16 protein-coding genes are annotated in these 19,028 nt (G+C 70.9%); 9 read left to right on the top strand and 7 right to left on the bottom strand.

Annotation, left to right across the window (positions count from 1 at the left end):
• Positions 1–54: 54 nt before the first annotated feature.
• From gyrA to dnaA, 7 genes are all read right to left on the bottom strand, one after another.
• Positions 55–2,664, bottom strand: coding sequence for a DNA gyrase subunit A (gene gyrA / locus ACFRQN_RS29655; protein ID WP_049654618.1), 2,610 nt, complete (start codon positions 2,662–2,664; stop codon positions 55–57).
• A gap of 56 nt (positions 2,665–2,720) precedes the next feature.
• A complete protein-coding gene (gene gyrB, locus ACFRQN_RS29650) occupies positions 2,721–4,745 on the bottom strand; it encodes a DNA topoisomerase (ATP-hydrolyzing) subunit B (RefSeq protein WP_369808323.1) in 2,025 nt (674 codons plus the stop codon).
• A 259-nt stretch (positions 4,746–5,004) separates the two neighbouring features.
• A complete protein-coding gene (locus tag ACFRQN_RS29645) occupies positions 5,005–5,544 on the bottom strand; it encodes a DUF721 domain-containing protein (RefSeq protein WP_049654619.1) in 540 nt (179 codons plus the stop codon).
• Positions 5,545–5,737: 193 nt separating this feature from the next.
• The gene (gene recF, locus ACFRQN_RS29640; RefSeq protein ID WP_049654621.1) at positions 5,738–6,871 is read right to left on the bottom strand and encodes a DNA replication/repair protein RecF; all 1,134 of its coding nucleotides are present in this window, start codon (positions 6,869–6,871) and stop codon (positions 5,738–5,740) included.
• 41 nt (positions 6,872–6,912) lie between these two features.
• The gene (gene gnd, locus ACFRQN_RS29635) at positions 6,913–7,788 is read right to left on the bottom strand and encodes a phosphogluconate dehydrogenase (NAD(+)-dependent, decarboxylating) (protein ID WP_049654622.1); all 876 of its coding nucleotides are present in this window, start codon (positions 7,786–7,788) and stop codon (positions 6,913–6,915) included.
• Between the two features lie 170 nt (positions 7,789–7,958).
• Entirely contained in the window at positions 7,959–9,089 is a 1,131-nt protein-coding gene (dnaN, locus tag ACFRQN_RS29630; RefSeq protein ID WP_049654624.1) for a DNA polymerase III subunit beta, read from the bottom strand.
• A 954-nt stretch (positions 9,090–10,043) separates the two neighbouring features.
• Positions 10,044–11,900: a chromosomal replication initiator protein DnaA gene (dnaA, locus tag ACFRQN_RS29625; protein ID WP_074001899.1), complete on the bottom strand. Its 1,857-nt coding sequence runs from the start codon at positions 11,898–11,900 to the stop codon at positions 10,044–10,046.
• Between the two features lie 353 nt (positions 11,901–12,253).
• Between dnaA and rpmH the strand changes: the two genes are divergently transcribed.
• The 9 genes from rpmH (at position 12,254) to ACFRQN_RS29580 (ending at position 18,969) form a co-directional block, all read left to right on the top strand.
• Positions 12,254–12,391, top strand: coding sequence for a 50S ribosomal protein L34 (gene rpmH / locus ACFRQN_RS29620; protein WP_030305394.1), 138 nt, complete (start codon positions 12,254–12,256; stop codon positions 12,389–12,391).
• Between the two features lie 18 nt (positions 12,392–12,409).
• Entirely contained in the window at positions 12,410–12,838 is a 429-nt protein-coding gene (gene rnpA, locus ACFRQN_RS29615) for a ribonuclease P protein component (protein WP_049655849.1), read from the top strand.
• Positions 12,835–13,206 (top strand): membrane protein insertion efficiency factor YidD, encoded by a 372-nt coding sequence (yidD, locus tag ACFRQN_RS29610; protein ID WP_049655851.1) that lies wholly within the window; start codon positions 12,835–12,837, stop codon positions 13,204–13,206. Before rnpA ends, yidD begins: the two co-directional genes overlap by 4 nt.
• Positions 13,203–14,375 (top strand): membrane protein insertase YidC, encoded by a 1,173-nt coding sequence (yidC, locus tag ACFRQN_RS29605; RefSeq protein ID WP_049655853.1) that lies wholly within the window; start codon positions 13,203–13,205, stop codon positions 14,373–14,375. Before yidD ends, yidC begins: the two co-directional genes overlap by 4 nt.
• A gap of 82 nt (positions 14,376–14,457) precedes the next feature.
• A complete protein-coding gene (locus ACFRQN_RS29600; RefSeq protein ID WP_049655854.1) occupies positions 14,458–14,988 on the top strand; it encodes a R3H domain-containing nucleic acid-binding protein in 531 nt (176 codons plus the stop codon).
• Positions 14,989–15,147: 159 nt separating this feature from the next.
• Positions 15,148–15,966 carry a 16S rRNA (guanine(527)-N(7))-methyltransferase RsmG gene (gene rsmG / locus ACFRQN_RS29595; protein ID WP_079271995.1) on the top strand — a complete coding sequence of 273 codons (819 nt, stop codon included), beginning with the start codon at positions 15,148–15,150 and terminating at the stop codon, positions 15,964–15,966.
• Positions 15,967–16,213: 247 nt separating this feature from the next.
• Complete coding sequence (locus tag ACFRQN_RS29590; protein WP_234348544.1) at positions 16,214–17,185, top strand: ParA family protein; 972 nt, start codon at positions 16,214–16,216, stop codon at positions 17,183–17,185.
• Positions 17,182–18,222 carry a ParB/RepB/Spo0J family partition protein gene (locus ACFRQN_RS29585; protein ID WP_074001897.1) on the top strand — a complete coding sequence of 347 codons (1,041 nt, stop codon included), beginning with the start codon at positions 17,182–17,184 and terminating at the stop codon, positions 18,220–18,222. Before ACFRQN_RS29590 ends, ACFRQN_RS29585 begins: the two co-directional genes overlap by 4 nt.
• Positions 18,223–18,354: 132 nt before the next feature.
• Positions 18,355–18,969, top strand: a complete 615-nt coding sequence (locus tag ACFRQN_RS29580; protein ID WP_049655856.1) for a GNAT family N-acetyltransferase — start codon at positions 18,355–18,357, stop codon at positions 18,967–18,969.
• Positions 18,970–19,028 lie beyond the last annotated feature (59 nt).

Here is a 19,028-nt window from a genome sequence, read left to right as displayed (position 1 = left end):
CCGGTGCCGCCGCATCCATACTCTGGACGCGGCGGCACCGGTCTGCGGTTCGGTTCAGGCCTCGACGTCTCCGTCGACCGCCGTCTCCGCTCCCTCGGCCGTCTCGGTGGACTCGGTACCCGCCACCTCGTCCTCCGCCGTCTCCTCGTCCTCGGCCTCCGCGTTGCGGGCCATGCCCACGACCGCGTCGCGCTTTCCGAGGTTGATCAGTTGGACGCCCATGGTGTCACGTCCGGTTTCACGAACCTCGGAAACCCTCGTGCGGATCACCCCACCCGAGAGGGTGATCGCCATGATCTCGTCGGATTCGTCGACCACGAGCGCGCCGACCAGCGAGCCCCGGCCCTCGACGATCTTCGCCGCCTTGGTGCCGTAGCCGCCGCGCCCCTGGACACGGTACTCGTCCACCCCGGTGCGCTTGGCGTAGCCGCCGTCCGTGGCGGTGAAGACGTAGGTGCCCGGACGGACGACGTTCATCGAGAGCAGTTCGTCGTCCTCGCGGAAGGCCATGCCCTTGACGCCGGAGGTGGCGCGGCCGGTCGGGCGCAGGGCGTCGTCGGTCGCGGTGAAGCGGATCGACTGGGCCTTCTTGGAGACCAGCAGCAGGTCGTCCTCGGCGGAGACCAGCTCGGCGCCGATCAGCTCGTCGTCCTGGCCCTCCTCGTCCTGGCGCAGGTTGATCGCGATCAGGCCGCCGGAGCGCGGCGAGTCGTAGTCCTTGAGCGCGGACTTCTTCACCAGGCCGGCCCGGGTGGCGAGGACCAGGTACGGCTTGTCCTCGTACGTCCGCACGGCCATCACCTGGGCGATGTGCTCGTCCGGCTGGAAGGCCAGCAGGTTGGCGACGTGCTGGCCGCGGGCGTCGCGCCCGGCGTCCGGCAGCTCGTAGCCCTTGGCGCGGTAGACCCGGCCCTTGTTGGTGAAGAACAGGATCCAGTTGTGGGTCGTCGTCACGAAGAAGTGGTCGACGATGTCGTCCTGCTTCAGCTGGGCACCGCGCACGCCCTTGCCGCCGCGTTTCTGCGAGCGGTAGAGGTCGGAGCGGGTCCGCTTGACGTAGCCGCCACGGGTGATCGTGACGACGATGTCCTCCTCGGCGATGAGGTCCTCGATGGAGAGGTCGCCGTCGGAGGGGATGAGGGTGGAGCGCCGCTCGTCGCCGTACTTGTCGACGATCGCGGTGAGCTCCTCGGAGATGATCTCCCGCTGGCGGACCGGCGAGGCCAGGATCGCGTTGTACTCGTCGATCTTGCGCTGGAGCTCGTCGTGCTCGTCCATGATCCGCTGGCGCTCGAGGGCGGCCAGTCGGCGCAGCTGCATCTCCAGGATCGCGTTGGCCTGGAGCTCGTCGATGTCGAGCAGGCCCATCAGGCCGGTGCGGGCGGCGTCGGCGCTGGCCGAGGCCCGGATCAGCGCGATGACCTCGTCGATCAGGTCCAGGGCCTTCAGCAGGGCGCGCAGGATGTGGGCGCGCTCCTCGGCCTTGCGCAGCCGGAAGGTGGTGCGCCGGACGATGACCTCGACCTGGTGGTTGACCCAGTGCCGGATGAAGGCGTCGAGCGACAGCGTGCGCGGCACGCCGTCGACCAGGGCCAGCATGTTGGCGCCGAAGTTGGTCTGCAGCTCGGTGTGCTTGTACAGGTTGTTCAGCACGACCTTGGCGACCGCGTCGCGCTTGAGCACGACCACCAAGCGGGTGCCGGTGCGGGACGAGGACTCGTCCCGGACGTCGGCGATGCCGGCGATCTTGCCGTCCTTGACCAGGTCGGCGATCTTCAGCGCGAGGTTGTCCGGGTTGACCTGGTACGGCAGCTCGGTGATCACCAGGCACTGGCGGCCCTGGATCTCCTCGACCTCGACGACGGCCCGCATGGTGACCGAGCCGCGGCCGGTGCGGTAGTAGTCGTCGATCCCGCGGCGGCCGACGATCAGCGCGCCGGTCGGGAAGTCGGGGCCCTTGATCCGCTCGACCAGGGCGTCCAGCAGCTCCTCGGCGGAGGCCTCCGGGTTCTCCAGGTACCAGAGCGCGCCGGAGGCGACCTCGCGGAGGTTGTGCGGCGGGATGTTGGTGGCCATGCCGACCGCGATGCCGGTGGCACCGTTGACCAGCAGGTTGGGGATGCGCGCGGGCAGGACGGTCGGCTCCTGCGAGCGGCCGTCGTAGTTGGGCGCGAAGTCGACGGTCTCCTCGTCGATGTCGCGCATCATCTCCATGGCCAGCGGCATCAGCTTGCACTCGGTGTAGCGCATCGCCGCCGCCGGGTCGTTGCCCGGGGAGCCGAAGTTGCCGTTGCCGTCCACCAGCGGCATCCGCAGCGACCACGGCTGGGCCAGGCGGACCACGGTGTCGTAGATCGAGGTGTCACCGTGCGGGTGGTAGTTGCCCATGACGTCGCCGACGACGCGGGCGCACTTGTAGTAGCCCTTCTCGGGCCGGTACCCGCCGTCGTACATCGCGTAGAGCACGCGGCGGTGCACCGGCTTGAGGCCGTCGCGGACCTCGGGGAGCGCCCGGCTGACGATCACGCTCATCGCGTAGTCGAGGTAGGAGCGCTGCATCTCGGTCTCGAGCTCGACCGGCTCGATCCGCATGGTCACCTGGGCGGTGCCCTCGGCTGCGGGGGTCTCGGGCTGTTCGCCTTCGGGACGGTTGTCGTCGACCACTGGTGGTCAGTTTCCTTTCACGCGGACTGGAACGTGCGGGGCCTGCGGTGCAGGCGTCACACGTCCAGGAAGCGAACGTCCTTGGCGTTGCGCTGGATGAAGGAGCGGCGCGCCTCGACGTCCTCGCCCATCAGCACGGAGAACAGCTCGTCGGCACGGGCGGCGTCCTCCAGGGTGACCTGGAGCAGCAGGCGGTGCTCGGCGTCCATGGTGGTGACCCGGAGCTCCTCGGCGTTCATCTCGCCGAGACCCTTGAAGCGCTGGATCGCGTCGTCCTTGGGCAGCCGGCGCCCGGCCTCCACCCCGGCCGCGATCAGCGCGTCGCGCTCGCGGTCGGAGTAGGCGTACTCGAAGTCGTCCTTGCCCCACTTGATCTTGTACAGCGGCGGCATGGCGAGGTAGACGTACCCGGACTCGACCAGCGGCCGCATGAAGCGGAACAGCAGGGTGAGCAGCAGGGTGCGGATGTGCTGTCCGTCGACGTCGGCGTCGGCCATCAGGACGATCTTGTGGTACCGCAGCTTGGACTCGTCGTAGTCCTCCTGGATGCCGCAGCCGAAGGCCGAGATGAGCGCCTGGACCTCGGTGTTCTGGAGGACCTTGTCGATCCGGGCCTTCTCGACGTTCAGGATCTTGCCGCGGATCGGCAGGATGGCCTGGGTGCGCGGGTCGCGGCCCTGCTTGGCCGAGCCGCCGGCGGAGTCACCCTCGACGATGAAGATCTCGCACTCGGACGGGTCCTTGGACTGGCAGTCCGAGAGCTTGCCCGGCAGCGAGGCGGACTCCAGCAGGCCCTTGCGGCGGGTCAGGTCGCGGGCCTTGCGGGCGGCGACGCGCGCGGTGGCGGCCTGGATGGACTTGCGGATGATGTCCGCGGCCTCGTTGGGGTTGCGGTCCAGCCAGTCGTTGAGGTGCTCGTGGACGACCTTCTGGACGAAGGTCTTGGCCTCGGTGTTGCCGAGCTTGTCCTTGGTCTGGCCCTCGAACTGGGGCTCGCCGAGCTTGACCGAGATGATCGCGGTCAGACCCTCGCGGATGTCCTCGCCGGAGAGGTTGTCGTCCTTCTCGCGGAGCAGCTTCTTGTCCCGCGCGTAGCGGTTGACCAGGCCGGTCAGCGCGGCGCGGAAGCCCTCCTCGTGGGTGCCGCCGCCGTGGGTGTGGATGGTGTTGGCGAAGCTGTAGACCCCCTCGGTGTAGGAGGAGTTCCACTGCATCGCGATCTCCACCGAGATCGCCTTGTCCTTGTCCTCCGCCTCGAAGTCGATCACCGAGGGGTGGACGACCTCGCCCTTGCGGGAGTTGAGGTGGGCGACGAAGTCGGCGATGCCGCCGTCGTACTTGTACGTGACGGTGAGCGGCTTGCCCTCCTCGTCCGCGTGCTCGGGGCGCTCGTCGGTCAGCGAGATCGACAGGCCCTTGTTGAGGAAGGCCATCTCCTGGAAGCGCCGGGAGAGCGTCTCGAAGGAGTAGACGGTGGTCTCGAAGATGTCGCCGTCGGCCCAGAAGGTCACCGTGGTGCCGGTGCGGTCGGTCTCCGCGCCCTTGACCAGGGGGGCGGTCGGCGCGCCCATCTTGTAGTCCTGGGTCCAGATGTGGCCGTCCCGGTGGATCTCCACCGAGAGCCGGGTGGACAGCGCGTTCACCACGGAGACGCCCACGCCGTGCAGACCGCCGGAGACGGCGTAGCCGCCGCCGCCGAACTTGCCGCCGGCGTGCAGGACGGTGAGCACGACCTCGACGGCGGGCTTGTCCTGGCCGGGGACGATGTCCACCGGGATGCCGCGGCCGTTGTCGACGCAGCGGATGGCGCCGTCGGCCATGATCGTGACGTCGATGGTGTCGGCGTGCCCGGCCATCGCCTCGTCGACGGAGTTGTCCACGACCTCCTGCACCAGGTGGTGCAGGCCGCGCTCGCCCGTCGAACCGATGTACATGCCGGGGCGCTTGCGGACGGCGTCGAGGCCTTCCAGCACCTGGATGTTGCTACCGGTGTAGGAAGCCTGCTCGGACTGGTCTGGGGTCTGGCTGGGGTTGCCGGAATCGGCCACGAAGCGCCCTCTCTGGCACAGCACGGGTCGCATGCCCACCCCGTACGGGCGGGCGTGCGACCACAGCGTTTCGACTCGGTTGCCACTAGCAACAGTGTTTGGCTTTCAGTCTACCGGTACGACTGACAGAGATGGGCGTTTGGCAGCCCTTGAGGGCAGATATGCCGCCCTGAATCCCCTCGGGACATGTCCCGATACTCGCCCGGGGGGCCCAGGGCGCCTGGAAGGGCTGTCAGGGGTTCCGGAAGATCGCCATCCGATCCGCGCCCCCGCCGGCCGTCCGAGGTCCCGGTCAGCCCCAGGTGTCGCCCGGCCCCTTGCTCCCGGGCGCGCGCAGCCGGCCGTAGCCGCGGGCGGGCGCCGCGGGGCCGAGCACCTTGATGGTCCGGACCGTCCCGTGGCCCAGCTCGTGGTTCAGACGGGCCACCAACTGCCGTGCCAGCCAGCGTAGTTGGGTGGCCCAGGCGGTGGAGTCGCACTGCACGGTGAGCACCGCGGCGGCCTCGTCGTAGGAGGAGGGGTGGCAGTGCGCGGCGATGTCCGGGCCGACGATCTGCGGCCAGCGGCCCATCACCCCGCCGACGGCGGCCGAGGACTCCCAGCCGCGCTCGGTCAGCAGCCGGTTGAGCGCCGCGCCCAGCGGGACCGGGTCGCGGCCGTCCGAGCGGGCGCCGCTGCGCAGGCCGTGCCGCTTCGCCTCGCGCTTCTCCCGGACCTGCTCGCCTCGCTGACGGGCCTGGGCCCGGGCCGCGCGCAGCGCGGAGCGGGCGAGGTCGGCACCGGTCGGCGCCGGGGCACCGGGCTCGGGGGAGTGCTCCGCCGGCTCGCTCACGGCGATCTCCTTTCCCCAGCCTGTGGACAACGGTCGCGGTCGCGCGCCCGCCGAGCCGTCCAGCCTACGGGAGCCGCCGGGCCCCTCGGGCCGGGGCGGGGGCGCGCGGTGCGCGGAAGCGGTCGCGGTCCGGTGACGGCGGTGTGGTGGTGCGGGTGGAGGGGTGTGAAGCGGTGCGGGCGCGGGGGCGCGGTCAGGCGTCGACCCGGCGCACCGCGCCGTCGGAGACCGCGAACCGGGCGCCGGCCAGCGCCTTCGGCACGTCCTCGGCGACCGCCGCGGTCACCAGCACCTGCTCGCCGCCGGCCACCAGCTCGGCCAGCCGGTCCCGGCGGGCGGCGTCCAGCTCGGCGAACACGTCGTCCAGGATCAGCACCGGCTCGCCGCCGTCGGCGCGCAGCAGCTCGTACGAGGCCAGCCGCAGCGCCAGCGCGAACGACCAGGACTCGCCGTGGCTGGCGTAGCCCTTGGCGGGCAGCGGGCCGAGCTTGAGCCCCAGCTCGTCGCGGTGCGGGCCGACCAGGGTGACACCGCGCTCGACCTCCTGCTTGCGGACCGCCTGCAGCGCGTTCAGCAGCTGCTCCTCGGCCTGCTCGCGGCTGGTCGGCAGCTCGCCCTCGAAGGAGCTGCGGTACTCCAGGGCGGTCTCGCCGCCGCCGGGGGCCAGCTGCCCGTACGCGGCCGCCACCAGGGGCTGCAGGGCGGCCACCAGCTGGATCCGGAAGGCCGTCAACTCGGCTCCCGCGCGGGCCAGATGGCCGTCCCAGACCTCCAGGGTGGACAGGTCGGCGCCCTTGCCGCCGCCGGCCCGGCGGGCCATCGCGGCGGTCTTCAGCAGGGCGTTGCGCTGCTTGAGCACCCGCTCGTAGTCCTGCCGCACCCCGGCCAGCCGGGGTGCCCGGGCGGTCAGCAGCTCGTCCAGGAAGCGCCGCCGCTCACCCGGGTCGCCCTTGACCAGGCTGAGGTCCTCGGGGGCGAACAGCACGGTGCGCAGCAGGCCCAGGACGTCCCGCGGGCGGACGTTGTCGGAGCGGTTGATCCGGGCCCGGTTGGCCTTGCCCGGGGTGAGCTCCAGCTCGATCAGGGTGGACCGGCCGCGGTCCACCACCGAGGTGCGGACCACCGCCCGCTCGGCGCCCAGCCGGATCAGCGGGGCGTCGGTGGCGACCCGGTGGCTGCCCAGGGTGGCCACGTAGCCGATCGCCTCGACCAGGTTGGTCTTGCCCTGGCCGTTGGGCCCCACGAAGGCGGTCACGCCCGGGTCGAGGGGAACCTCGGCCCGGGCGTACGACCGGAAGTCGGCGAGCGACAGGTGCGCGACGTGCATGGCTGTGGACTGCGCCCGCCTTCTTGGGGAGGACCTGCTGGTTACTTGGACTCGACCGCGTGGCCGCCGAACTGGTTGCGCAGCGCGGCGATCATCTTCATCTGCGGCGAGTCCTCCTGGCGGGAGGCGAAGCGGGCGAACAGCGAGGCGGTGATCGCCGGCAGCGGCACGGCGTGGTCGATCGCGGCCTCGACGGTCCAGCGGCCCTCGCCGGAGTCGGCGGCCCAGCCGCGCAGCTTGTCCAGGTGCTCGTCCTCGTCCAGGGCGCGGACGGCCAGGTCCAGCAGCCAGGAGCGGATGACGGTGCCCTCCTGCCAGCTGCGGAAGACGTCGCGCACGTCGGTGACCTCGGGGGCGGCCTCCAGCAGCTCCCAGCCCTCGGCGAAGGCCTGCATCATCGCGTACTCGATGCCGTTGTGGACCATCTTGGCGAAGTGGCCGGCGCCCACCGCGCCCGCGTGCACCGAGCCGAACTCGCCCTCGGGCTTGAGGGCGTCGAAGACCGGCTGGGCCTTCGCGACGTGCTCGGCGTCGCCGCCGTACATCAGCGCGTAGCCGTTCTCCAGGCCCCAGACGCCGCCGGAGACGCCGCAGTCCACGAAGCCGATGCCCTTGGCGGCCAGCGCCTCGGCGTGCTTGACGTCGTCGGTCCAGCGGGAGTTGCCGCCGTCGACCACAACGTCGCCGGGGGAGAGCAGCTCGGCGAGCTCGTCGACGGTCGCCTGGGTGGCGGCGCCCGCCGGGACCATGACCCAGACCACGCGCGGGCCCTGGAGCTTGCTGACGAGCTCCTGGAGGCTCTCGACGTCGGAGATGTCAGGGTTGCGGTCGTAGCCGATGACGGTGTGGCCGGCGCGGCGGATCCGCTCGCGCATGTTGCCGCCCATCTTGCCGAGACCGATGAGGCCGAGCTCCATGACCAAGTCCTTACCTGTGGTGACGTGCCTGCCGGCGGCGCCGTTGCCGCACTCCTTGAGCCTACGCGCTGGAGCGGCCCCGCCCGGCTGCGGTCGGGGCCGGCCGGGGGAGACGGCCACAGGCTGTGCACAGCGGGTGTGCACAGCCTGTGGACGAAGAACGGGCGGGATCAGCCGGAGAGGCGGACCGGCATGATCAGGTACTGGTAGGCCTTGTCCTCCTCGGCGTCCACCGAGACCTTGCCGCTGAGCAGCGCGGGCTTGGTCGGGGTGGTGAAGCTGAGCTGGGCGAAGGGGGAGTCGATGGCCTTGAGGCCCTCCTCCAGGTAGCCCGGGTTGAACGCGATCGAGATGGCGTCGCCCTCCAGGGAGGCCTCGATCCGCTCGGTGGCCTGGGCGTCGTCGCCCGAACCGGCCTCCAGCGTCAGCACGCCCTCCTCGAAGTTGAGGCGGACCGGGGTGTTGCGCTCGGCGACCAGCGAGACGCGCTTGAGCGCCTCCAGGAACGGCTGGGTCTGGATCGCGGCGATCGCGTTGAACTCGGTCGGGAAGAGGCTGCGGAACTTGGGGAACTCGCCCTCCAGCAGCCGGGTGGTCGTCCGGCGGCCGGCGCCCTCGAAGCCGATCAGGCCCTCGCCCGCGCCGCCCGAGGAGAGCGCGATGGAGACGGTGTCGCCGCTGCCCAGGGACTTGGCGATGTCCTGGAGGGTCTTGGCCGGGACCAGCGCGACGGCGGAGATGTCCGACTGCTCGGGCTTCCACAGCAGCTCGCGGACGGCGAAGCGGTAGCGGTCGGTGGCGGCCAGGGTGATCCGGTCGCCCTCGATCTCGACCCGGACACCGGTGAGCACCGGGAGGGTGTCGTCCCGGCCGGCGGCGACCGCGGCCTGGCTGACGGCCGAGGCGAAGACGTCACCGGAGACGGTGCCGGTCGCGGTCGGCATCTGGGGCAGCGCCGGGTACTCGTCCACCGGGAGGGTGGGGAGGGTGAACCGGGAGCTGCCGCAGACCACGCTGACCCGCTGGCCGTCGGTGGAGATCTCCACCGGCCGGTTGGGGAGGTTGCGGGAGATGTCGTTCAGCAGCCGGCCGGAGACCAGGACGGTGCCGGCCTCCTCGACGTCCGCCTCCAGCTCGACCCGGGCCGAGACCTCGTAGTCGAAGCCGGACAGCGCCAGGCTGCCCTCCTGCGCGGTCAGCAGCAGGCCGGCCAGCACCGGCACCGGCGGCCGTGCCGGGAGGCTGCGGGCAGCCCAGGCCACCGCCTCCGCGAGGACGTCACGCTCCACCCGGAACTTCACCGGTAACCGCCTCCTGGATCGAGCGCTCCCGCTCGCACTCTGGTTCGTCTGATCTTGATCGTCGGTTCGGCTGTCCACCGAGCTCGGTCACTCCGCTTCCAGTCGCAAGGACAGTCTGACGTACTCCGCCGACAGACGGGGCAGACGGGCGGAAGCGACCCGAACTGTTGTCGGGGCCCGGTTGTCCACAGATTCGGGGCCCACCCACTTTGAAAGCAAGTCCGGGGTCTAAATGTGTAGTGGTAGTAGTAGGGCCTGTGGAAACCGTGGATAACCCCGTTTCCGCAGGTCAGAGCCCGAATTTTGTCCACAGCGGGTGTGGACGGCGGCTGTGGACGGGCAGGCCGCGCTGTGGACAGCCGAGCGTTACCCACAGGGCACGCAGGGTATCCACAGGTTATCCCCAGGGCTGTCCCCAGATCCGGGCCCGGTTATCCACGGGCGCCGGTCAACTTTACGTGACGCCTTTCACACCAGGGTATGAACGCCAGCCCACGGTTGTCGAACTGTGGACGCCGCTGTGGACAACCTGGGGATAACCGGCCCTCCCCTGGGGACAACCGGTGGATAACCCGGACGGCCCACTGTGGACCCGTCAATTGTCCACACCCTGTGGATAACCGTTGTGCACAAGTCCACAGGCACCTGACCTGCGCGGAAGAGCGTAGCGGCGACGGGCCTGTGGACGAATTCTGGATAACTCCGCACTCCCCACCCTGTGGACGGCGGCGGAGGGGCCCGTCCTGTGGACAACGGCCTTGCGCGCCCCCGGGTTTCGAATCACCGGTCAGTTGTTCGGCGCGGGCTGTGGACTGGCGGACCGTCCGTCGAGGGCATCCCTGCCCAGCCGGCGCGCGACGCACACCTGTGGACACGAGAAAGGGCGTCAGGATTCGCTCCTGACGCCCTTGGGGGCCCGTCTTCGGACCCGGGGCCCCGCCGTGCCTGCTCCGGCTAGCTCTTGATGCGGTTGGTGAGTTCGGTGACCTGGTTGTAGATCGAGCGCCGCTCGGCCATCAGCGAGCGGATCTTGCGGTCCGCGTGCATCACCGTGGTGTGGTCGCGGCCGCCGAACTGCGCGCCGATCTTCGGCAGCGAGAGGTCGGTGAGCTCGCGGCAGAGGTACATCGCGATCTGCCGGGCCGTCACCAGCACCCGGCTGCGCGAGGACCCGCAGAGGTCGTCCACGCCCAGGCCGAAGTAGGCGGCGGTCTGCTGCATGATGACCTGCGCGGTGATCTCCGGGCCGGCGTCCTCGTCCCCGCCCGGGATCAGGTCCTTGAGGACGATCCCGGCCAACTCCAGGTCCACCGGGGCCCGGTTGAGGTTGGCGAAGGCGGTCACCCGGATCAGCGCGCCCTCCAACTCCCGGATGTTGCGGGTGATCCGGGAGGCGATGAACTCCAACACGTCGGCGGGAGCGTTGAGTTGCTCCTGGATCGCCTTCTTGCGCAGGATCGCGATCCGGGTCTCCAGCTCCGGCGGGGTGACGTCGGTGATCAGACCCCACTCGAAGCGGTTGCGCAGCCGGTCCTCCAGCGTGGTCAGCAGCTTGGGCGGCCGGTCCGAGGAGAGGACGATCTGCTTGTTCGCGTTGTGCAGGGTGTTGAAGGTGTGGAAGAACTCCTCCTGCGTGGACTCCTTGCTCGCGAGGAACTGGATGTCGTCCACGAGCAGGATGTCCATGTCCCGGTAGCGGCGGCGGAAGGTGTCCGCCTTGCCGTCCCGGATCGAGTTGATGAACTCGTTGGTGAACTCCTCCGAGGACACGTAGCGCACCCGGGTGCCCGGGAAGAGACTGCGCGAGTAGTGCCCGATGGCGTGCAGCAGGTGGGTCTTGCCCAGCCCGGACTCGCCGTAGATGAAGAGCGGGTTGTACGCCTTGGCCGGGGCCTCGGCGACCGCCACCGCCGCCGCGTGCGCGAAGCGGTTGCTGGCGCCGATGACGAAGGTGTCGAACAGGTACTTGGGGTTCAGCCGGGCGGCCGGCTCGTCCTTGCGGGAGCCGCCGGCCGGGGGAGCGCCGGGCGGGGCGGGCACGCCGGGGACGCCGGGACGCTCGGCGGAGCGCTCCGGGGCGGCCTTCTCGGCCGGGCGGCCGCCGGTGGGACGGGAGCCGCCGGCCCGACGGCCGGCGCCGGTGCGGGGCTGCTCGTTCGGGCCGGGGCCGTAGGCGCCGCCGAAGAGGTCGCCCTGGGTGGTCGCGGGCGGGCCGGGGACGGGCCGCGGCGCCGGACGGGACGCGGGCTCCTCCGCGTCGCGGTAGCCGGGCGGCTGCTCCTGGTAGCCCTGCCAGCCGGGGCCGCCGCCGGGGCCGCCGTACGGGGCCTGGCGCTGCTCGTAGCCGCCGGTGTCGTAGCGGGGGCGCTCGTAGTCCTGCTCGTACCCCTGGCCCTGCTCGTACGGCTGCGGCTGCTCGTAGGGCTGGCCGTGCTCGTACGGCTGCTGGTAGCCCTGGCCGCCGTAGCCGGGGGTGTCGTCCTCGGCCGGGCCCGGGTAGGGCTCGGCGGGGGCCTGGGGGGCGGGTGCGGGGGTGGTCGGCACCGCGTTGGCGTCGACCATCACGGCGATCCGGACCGGGCGGCTGAGCTCACGGCTGAGGGCCTCGGTCAGCTGCGGCAGCAGCCGGCCCTCCAGCACCTGCTTGGCCCGCTCGTTCGGGGTCGCCAGCAGGGCGGTGTCGTGCATCATCCACATCGGCTGGGTGCGCTGCACCCACTGTTTGTCCATCTCCCCGACATCGGGGTCGGCGACCAGCCGCTCGACGACCCTGGCCCAGACCGGGACGAGGTCGCTGTTGACATCAGCCACTGGTGCACGCTTTCCAAGAACAAACCAGACAAGTTCTGCAACGGTAGTCAGCGAACAGGGACGGATCAAGTCGTTGTCCACAGGCTGTGGGTAAGACGGGCGGGAGACGGCTGGTTTGACCCCCGTGCCCCGTCCCGCGTACCGTAACCAGGTCGAGTTGTCGATGGCCGCTGCCGCATGTCCGCGGGTCCACCCGCTCCATAAGGCGCGCAGCACGGGCGCCGTGGATTGCCTCAAACCCCAGCCGAACTGGGGCGATGGGCCGGATTTCCGAATCAGGGGAGATCACGCGGACGCACGGTGACGGCCAAGCGATTCCCCGTCATCCTACGATTCACCTCAGGAGCCCCCGAGTGAGCAAGCGCACCTTCCAGCCGAACAACCGTCGTCGCGCGAAGACCCACGGCTTCCGGCTGCGTATGCGTACCCGCGCCGGCCGCGCCATCCTGGCCGCCCGCCGTGGCAAGGGCCGCAGCAGCCTGTCCGCCTGATCCGCGCCAGAGTCTGTTGTGCTGCCCTCCGAGAATCGGCTGCGGCGGCGCCAGGACTTCGCGACCGCGGTGAAACGCGGTCGCCGGGCCGGCCGGCCCCTTCTGGTCGTCCATCTCAGCAGAGACGGTGACCCGCAGGGGCAGACCGACCGGACCAGCGACTCCCGCCCGCACGTCGCCGAGGGGACTCCTTCGGCGCGTGCGGGTTTCGTCGTGAGCAAGGCCGTTGGCCCGGCGGTCGTTCGCAACCTGGTCAAGCGCCGGTTGCGCCATCTCGTTCGTGATCGTCTCTCCAGGCTGCCCGCCGGTAGCCTGATAGTGGTGCGTGCGCTGCCCCAGGCCGCGACCGCCTCGTACCAGGACCTCGAACGTGACCTGGACGCGGCACTGAAGCGGTTGCTGAGGACGGAGCCCGCCGCCACGGCGCCGACGGGAGCAGGTCGATGAAGTACCTGCTGATGGGTCTGATCAGGGTCTACCAGTGGACCATCAGCCCACTGCTCGGTCCGGTCTGCCGTTACTACCCCTCCTGCTCGCACTACGGCTACGAGGCCGTGAAGGTGCACGGAGCGGTCAAGGGCGGCGGGCTGACCGTGTGGCGCATCCTGCGCTGCAATCCGTGGACGCCCGGTGGGGTCGATCATGTCCCGCCGCGCAAGCATCCGGTGTGGCACCGGCGGTTGCGAGACTGGCTGAAGAGCCGGTCCGCCACCGGAGACCCGGTGACCGCCACCCCCGCCGGTCCGGACCCCGAGGGCCCGGCGACCATTGGCCCCGTGCGGCCAATCCACCTGTCCAAGGAGCCTGACCGGTGACCTTCTCCTTCCTGAATCCCCTGTACACAGCGGTGTCCTGGATCATCGTCCAGTTCCACTCGCTGTACAGCCACATCTTCAACCCGGACGGTGGCTGGGCCTGGGGTCTCGCCATCGCCTCGATGGTGGTCGTCATCCGGATCTGCCTGATCCCGCTCTTCGTGAAGCAGATCAAGGCGACCCGGGCCATGCAGGCGATCCAGCCGAAGATGAAGGCCATCCAGGAGCGCTACAAGAACGACCGGCAGCGCCAGTCCGAAGAGATGATGAAGCTGTACAAGGAGGCGGGTACCAACCCGTTCTCCAGCTGCCTTCCCATCATCGTGCAGGCGCCGTTCTTCACCGCGCTCTACGGGGTGCTCGCCAAGGTCGCCAAGGGCCAGGACATCGGCGTCATCCACGGTGACCTGCTGGTGAGCGCCGGCAAGGCGCACATCTTCGGTGCCCCGCTCTCCGCGACCTTCGTGGGCAGCCCCGAGACCAGCGTCAAGATCGTCACCGCCGTGATGATCATCCTGATGTCGCTGTCGCAGTTCGTCACCCAGCGCCAGCTGATGACCAAGAACGTCGACCTCTCGGTGAAGACGCCGTTCATGCAGCAGCAGAAGATGCTGATGTACGTCTTCCCGATCATGTTCGCCGTGATGGGCATCAACTTCCCGGTCGGTGTCCTGGTCTACTGGCTGACCACCAACGTCTGGTCGATGGGCCAGCAGCTGGTCGTGATCCACAACAACCCGACCCCGGGCAGCAAGGCCTTCGAGGAGCGTCAGGCCCGTCTGAAGAAGGCCGGCCGGCTGCGTCCGGACGGTACGGAGATCAAGGGCGCGCTCTGGGGCATGCTGCCCCCGTCCAAGGCGGCCGTCAGCGAGGCGGCCAGCGCCGCCGCGGTGGTCGAGGAGTCGGTGCAGGTGCGCCGGCAGCAGCCCCGTCGGCAGAGCAAGGCCCAGCGCCAGCAGGCCGGTGTCGGACAGCCGACCGGCGAGCCGGACAAGGACAGCCAGGCGGAGGAAGCCGCCGACACGGCTCCGTCCGACAGCGTGCCGTCCGACTCCGGTGCCAAGCCGGCGGCCGCCAAGCAGGCCGCGGCGAAGCCCGCCGGTACCAAGCAGGGCACCCGGCAGCAGCCGAAGCGCGGTGGCGGCCAGCGGCCGAAGAAGAAGTCCTGACCGGTCCCGAGCCCGTTGTGACCGCCGCGAAGAGCTTCGTCCCCGGCCCGACAGACGGGCCCATCTCCGAAGGAGTCCATCAGTGACGGAAGGCACCACCTCCGCCGTCGAGGCCGAGGCCGCCGCCAGCGCCGACGAGAGCCTCATCTCCCGCCTGGAGCAGGAGGGCGACATCGCGGCGGACTACCTGGAGGGTCTGCTCGACATCGCGGACCTCGACGGTGACATCGACATGGACGTCGAGGGCGACCGCGCCCTGGTCTCCATCGTCAGCGACGGCAACGACCGTGCGCTGCAGCGCCTGGTCGGCCAGGACGGCGAGGTGCTGGAGGCCCTCCAGGAGCTGACCCGGTTGGCTGTCCACCGGGAGACCGGCGAGCGCAGCCGCCTCATGCTGGACATTGCCGGCTTCCGGGCCCGCAAGCGCGAGGAGCTGGCGGTGCTCGGCGCCCAGGCCGCCGAGCAGGCCAAGAGCAGCGGCGAGCAGGTCAAGCTGCGGCCGATGACTCCCTTCGAGCGCAAGGTCGTCCACGACGCGGTCGCCGCGGCCGGCCTGCGCAGCGAGTCCGAGGGCGAAGAGCCCCAGCGGTTCGTGGTCGTGCTGCCGGTCTGAGGCCGACAGGTCGACGACCGGCCGCCGCGGCGGCCGGAGAGCTTCACCGGACGCGACCCCGTCCGCCTCGTGCGGGCGGGGTCGTCGTCCCTTCTGGGATGTTTCACGTGAAACAGTGCGTTGAGCGGGTCGGTGGATCCGGGGATCGGAGAGGTCGAGATGGACACGGAGAACGCGGCTGCCGGCCGGCCGGGGGCGGACGTGGACCCGGCCGCTGAGGGGCCGGCCACCGAGCTGGAGCACCCTGGCGAGGCACCGGCTGCCGCCCGGGAGGTCTTCGGGGAGCGCTACGACGCCGCGGTCCGCTACACCGAGCTGCTGGCCACCGCGGGCGTGCAGCGCGGGCTGATCGGGCCCCGTGAGGTGCCCCGGCTCTGGGACCGCCACGTGCTGAACTGCGCGGTGCTGGCCGAGCTGCTGCCCTCCGGCATCACCCTGTGCGACGTCGGCTCCGGGGCCGGCCTGCCGGGCATCCCGGTGGCGCTGGCCCGTCCGGACGTCTCGGTGACGCTGCTGGAGCCGCTGCTGCGCCGGACCACCTTCCTGGAGGAGGTCGTCCGGGAGCTGGGGCTGGACAACGTCACGGTGCTGCGCGGCCGCGCCGAGGAGATGGTCGGCAAGCTCGCGGTGGACGTGGTGACCGCCCGGGCGGTGGCGCCGCTGGAGCGGCTGGCCGGCTGGGGCATGCCGCTGCTGCGCCCGCACGGGCAGATGCTGGCGCTCAAGGGGGACAGCGCGGAGCAGGAGCTGGCCGACTCGCGGGCCGGGCTGGCCAAGCTGGGTGCGGTCGAGTGGAGCGTCATCGCCGTCGGCGAGGGCACCCTGGAGACCTCGACCCGGGTGGTCCAGGTGAAGGCGGGGGAGAGCCCCGGCGGGGTGAAGGCGGCCACCCGGCGCGCCAAGGCGGCCCGGGCGGGCCGCACCGCGAGCGTCCGGAACGGCGAGCGCGGCCGGGGCGGACGGCGCCGCGGACGCTGATCGGGCGTGACGTCGGGCACCTGACGACCACGGGCGGACGGGCCTCCTGCGAGGGGGGAACGTCCGCCCGTCGTCGTTCAGGTGTCGGTGGGGTCGACGCCCGGACACCGGAGTGTCGCAACGTCAGATTTCCGGCATAGCGGGCATGGTGTTTCCCGTGAAACGTCGCTCCTTGCTCTCGGGCATCCTCCGCCGTGACCGGGCGGCGACTGTTGCCGCTCCGGTTTCACGTGAAACACTGACCCCCATGCAGGACTCGGAGACCGTCGACCAGATCGATGACACGCCCATCGCGCGGGCCGCCCAGGCCGCGGTCCGGGCGATCGGCCGAGCGGGTGAGGGACTGCCCCGGCCGGCCGCCACCCGGGTGATCGTGGTCGCCAACCAGAAGGGTGGGGTGGGCAAGACCACCACCACCGTGAACATGGCCGCCTCCCTCGCCATGCACGGCCTGCGCGTCCTGGTCGTCGACCTCGACCCGCAGGGCAACGCCTCCACGGCGCTCGGCATCGACCACCACGCCGAGGTGCCGTCCATCTACGACGTCCTGGTGGAGGGCAAGCCGCTGGCCGACGTGGTGCAGCCGGTGCACGACGTCGAGGGGCTGTTCTGCGTCCCCGCCACCATCGACCTGGCCGGCGCCGAGATCGAGCTGGTCTCCCTGGTGGCCCGGGAGAGCCGGCTCCAGCGCGCCATCACCGCCTACGAGCAGCCGCTCGACTACATCCTGATCGACTGTCCGCCCTCGCTGGGCCTGTTGACGGTCAACGCCATGGTCGCCGGCCAGGAGGTGATGATCCCGATCCAGTGCGAGTACTACGCGTTGGAGGGCCTCGGCCAGCTGCTGCGCAACGTCGAGCTGGTGCGCGCGCACCTCAACCCCGCACTGCACGTGTCGACCATCCTGCTCACCATGTACGACGCCCGGACGAGGCTGGCCGCCCAGGTCGCCGAGGAGGTCCGGACCCACTTCCACCAAGAGGTGCTGAGCACGGCGATCCCGCGGTCGGTGCGCATCTCGGAGGCGCCCAGTTACGGGCAGACGGTGCTCACCTACGACCCGGGGTCGACCGGGGCGCTCTCCTACCTGGAGGCCGCCCGCGAGCTCGCGCAGCGTGCGGTGGGCCCGGGCGGCTCACTGGTGGGTCAGCAGCGGGACGGCCAGCAGGGGCACGGCGCCCCGGTGGCACAGCACGGTACGACGGAGGGTCATCAGTGAGTGCTCGCAGGGTTGGTCTGGGTCGAGGGCTGGAGGCGCTGATCCGCCCCGCCGCGCCGGTGGACGGCGGGGTGGAGGCGAAGACTGCGGCAGCCGTGCCCGCACCGGCCCCGGTGACGCCGCTGCCGAGTGTCCGCGGCACGGTGGCGGCCAGGGCGGCCGCCGAGAAGCGGGCCGAGCAGGCGCAGCCGGCCGGCGCGTACTTCGCCGAGCTGCCGCTGGACGCGATCACCCCCAATCCGCGCCAGCCGCGCGAGGTCTTCGACGAGGACAAGCTGGCCGAGCTGGTCACCTCCATCAAGGAGGTCGGTCTGCTCCAGCCGATCGTGGTCCGCCAGGTCGGCGTGGACAGCTTCGAGCTGATCATGGGCGAGCGCCGCTGGCGCGCCTCCCGGGAGGCCGGGCTGGAGCGGATCCCGGCGATCGTCCGGGCCACCGAGGACGACAAGCTGCTGCTGGACGCCCTCCTGGAGAACCTGCACCGCGCCGAGCTGAACCCGGTGGAGGAGGCCGCCGCCTACGACCAGCTGCTGCGGGACTTCTCCTGCACCCACGAGGAGCTGGCCGATCGGATCGGCCGCTCGCGGACGCACGTCTCCAACACCCTGCGGCTGATGAAGCTCCCGCCCTCCGTCCAGACCCGGCTGGTGGCCGGGACGCTGATGGCCGGGCACGCCCGGGCGCTGCTCGGCCTGTCGGACCCGGAGCAGCAGGAGCGGCTGGCCGCGCGGGTGATCGCCGAGGGCCTCACGGTGCGCAACGTCGAGGAGCTCGTCGTGCTGATGCGCTCGGAGGAGCCGGAGCAGCCCAGGCGCCAGGCGCCGAAGGCGGGCAAGCTGAACTCCCCGGCCTTCAACGACCTGGCGAGCCGGCTGTCCGACCGCTTCGACACCCGGGTCAAGGTCGAGGTGTCGCAGCGCGGCGGCAGGCTGGGCAAGGGCAAGGTGGTGCTGGAGTTCGGCTCGGTCGAGGACCTGAACCGGATCCTGGACAGCATGGCCCCGGGGGAGGACGGTCTGCGGCTGTCGCAGGGCTGAGCCGGCCCGGCCGGCCGAGGGCGACGACCCGATGGGTGCGTGTTCCACGTGAGCGCTGTTTCACGTGAAACATGCACCCATCGGCGTTCGTGGGGGAATGCTCGACCGTGAGAGGGAGGAGGAGGTGCGGCCATGGGACGGCGGATCGTTCCGCTGACGCTGGACAACCTCGGGGACCTGCCGGCCGGCTGCCGCTCCTGCGTGTTCTGGGAGCTGGACCCGGTCAGTGCGAAAGAAGCGGTGGAGTCGGGCAAGCCGGAGCTGGAGAAGGAGGGGTGGATCTCCACGGTGCTGCTGGAGTGGGGCTCCTGCGGCCGGATCGTCTACGTGGACGACCGGCCCGCCGGGTTCGTGCTGTACGCGCCGCCCGCCTACGTCCCCCGCTCGCAGTCCTTCCCGACCAGCCCGGTCTCGCCCGACGCCGTTCAGCTGATGGTCAGCCGGGTGCTGCCGGGATACCAGCGCCAGGGGATCGGCCGGGTGCTGGTGCAGACCGTGGCCAAGGACCTGATCGGGCGCGGGGTGCGGGCGATCGAGGCCTTCGGCTCCTCCGGGCGGGCGCCGACCAGTTGCGTGCTGCCGGCCGACCACCTGCTCGCGGTCGGCTTCAGGACCGTCCGCCCGCACTCGCGCTACCCGCGGCTGCGGCTGGAGGCGCGGACCACGCTCTCCTGGCGGGGCGACGTGGAGGGGGCGCTGGAGCGGCTGCTGGGCGGCGGGCGCAAGGAGCCGGTGCTCCCCTTCTAGGGCCCGGAGACGCCCTTCGAGGGGCCGGGAACGACGGAGGCGGGGCTCCCCCCGAGGGG

Source organism: Kitasatospora sp. NPDC056800 (assembly GCF_042789775.1).
In the GTDB taxonomy this organism is placed as follows: Bacteria; Actinomycetota; Actinomycetes; order Streptomycetales; family Streptomycetaceae; genus Kitasatospora.
Note: the sequence above shows the minus strand (reverse complement) of the source record. Positions and strands in the feature narration are given on the sequence as shown.

Coding starts and splice junctions, on each gene's coding strand:
- gyrB (WP_369808323.1), bottom strand. CDS start 4,745: ATGCGACCCGTGCTGTGCCAGAGAGGGCGCTTCGTGGCCGATTCCGGC.
- recF (WP_049654621.1), bottom strand. CDS start 6,871: ATGCACGTCGCGCACCTGTCGCTCGCCGACTTCCGGTCGTACGCCCGG.
- gnd (WP_049654622.1), bottom strand. CDS start 7,788: ATGGAGCTCGGCCTCATCGGTCTCGGCAAGATGGGCGGCAACATGCGC.
- yidD (WP_049655851.1), top strand. CDS start 12,835: ATGAAGTACCTGCTGATGGGTCTGATCAGGGTCTACCAGTGGACCATC.
- rsmG (WP_079271995.1), top strand. CDS start 15,148: ATGGACACGGAGAACGCGGCTGCCGGCCGGCCGGGGGCGGACGTGGAC.
- ACFRQN_RS29590 (WP_234348544.1), top strand. CDS start 16,214: ATGCAGGACTCGGAGACCGTCGACCAGATCGATGACACGCCCATCGCG.
- ACFRQN_RS29580 (WP_049655856.1), top strand. CDS start 18,355: ATGGGACGGCGGATCGTTCCGCTGACGCTGGACAACCTCGGGGACCTG.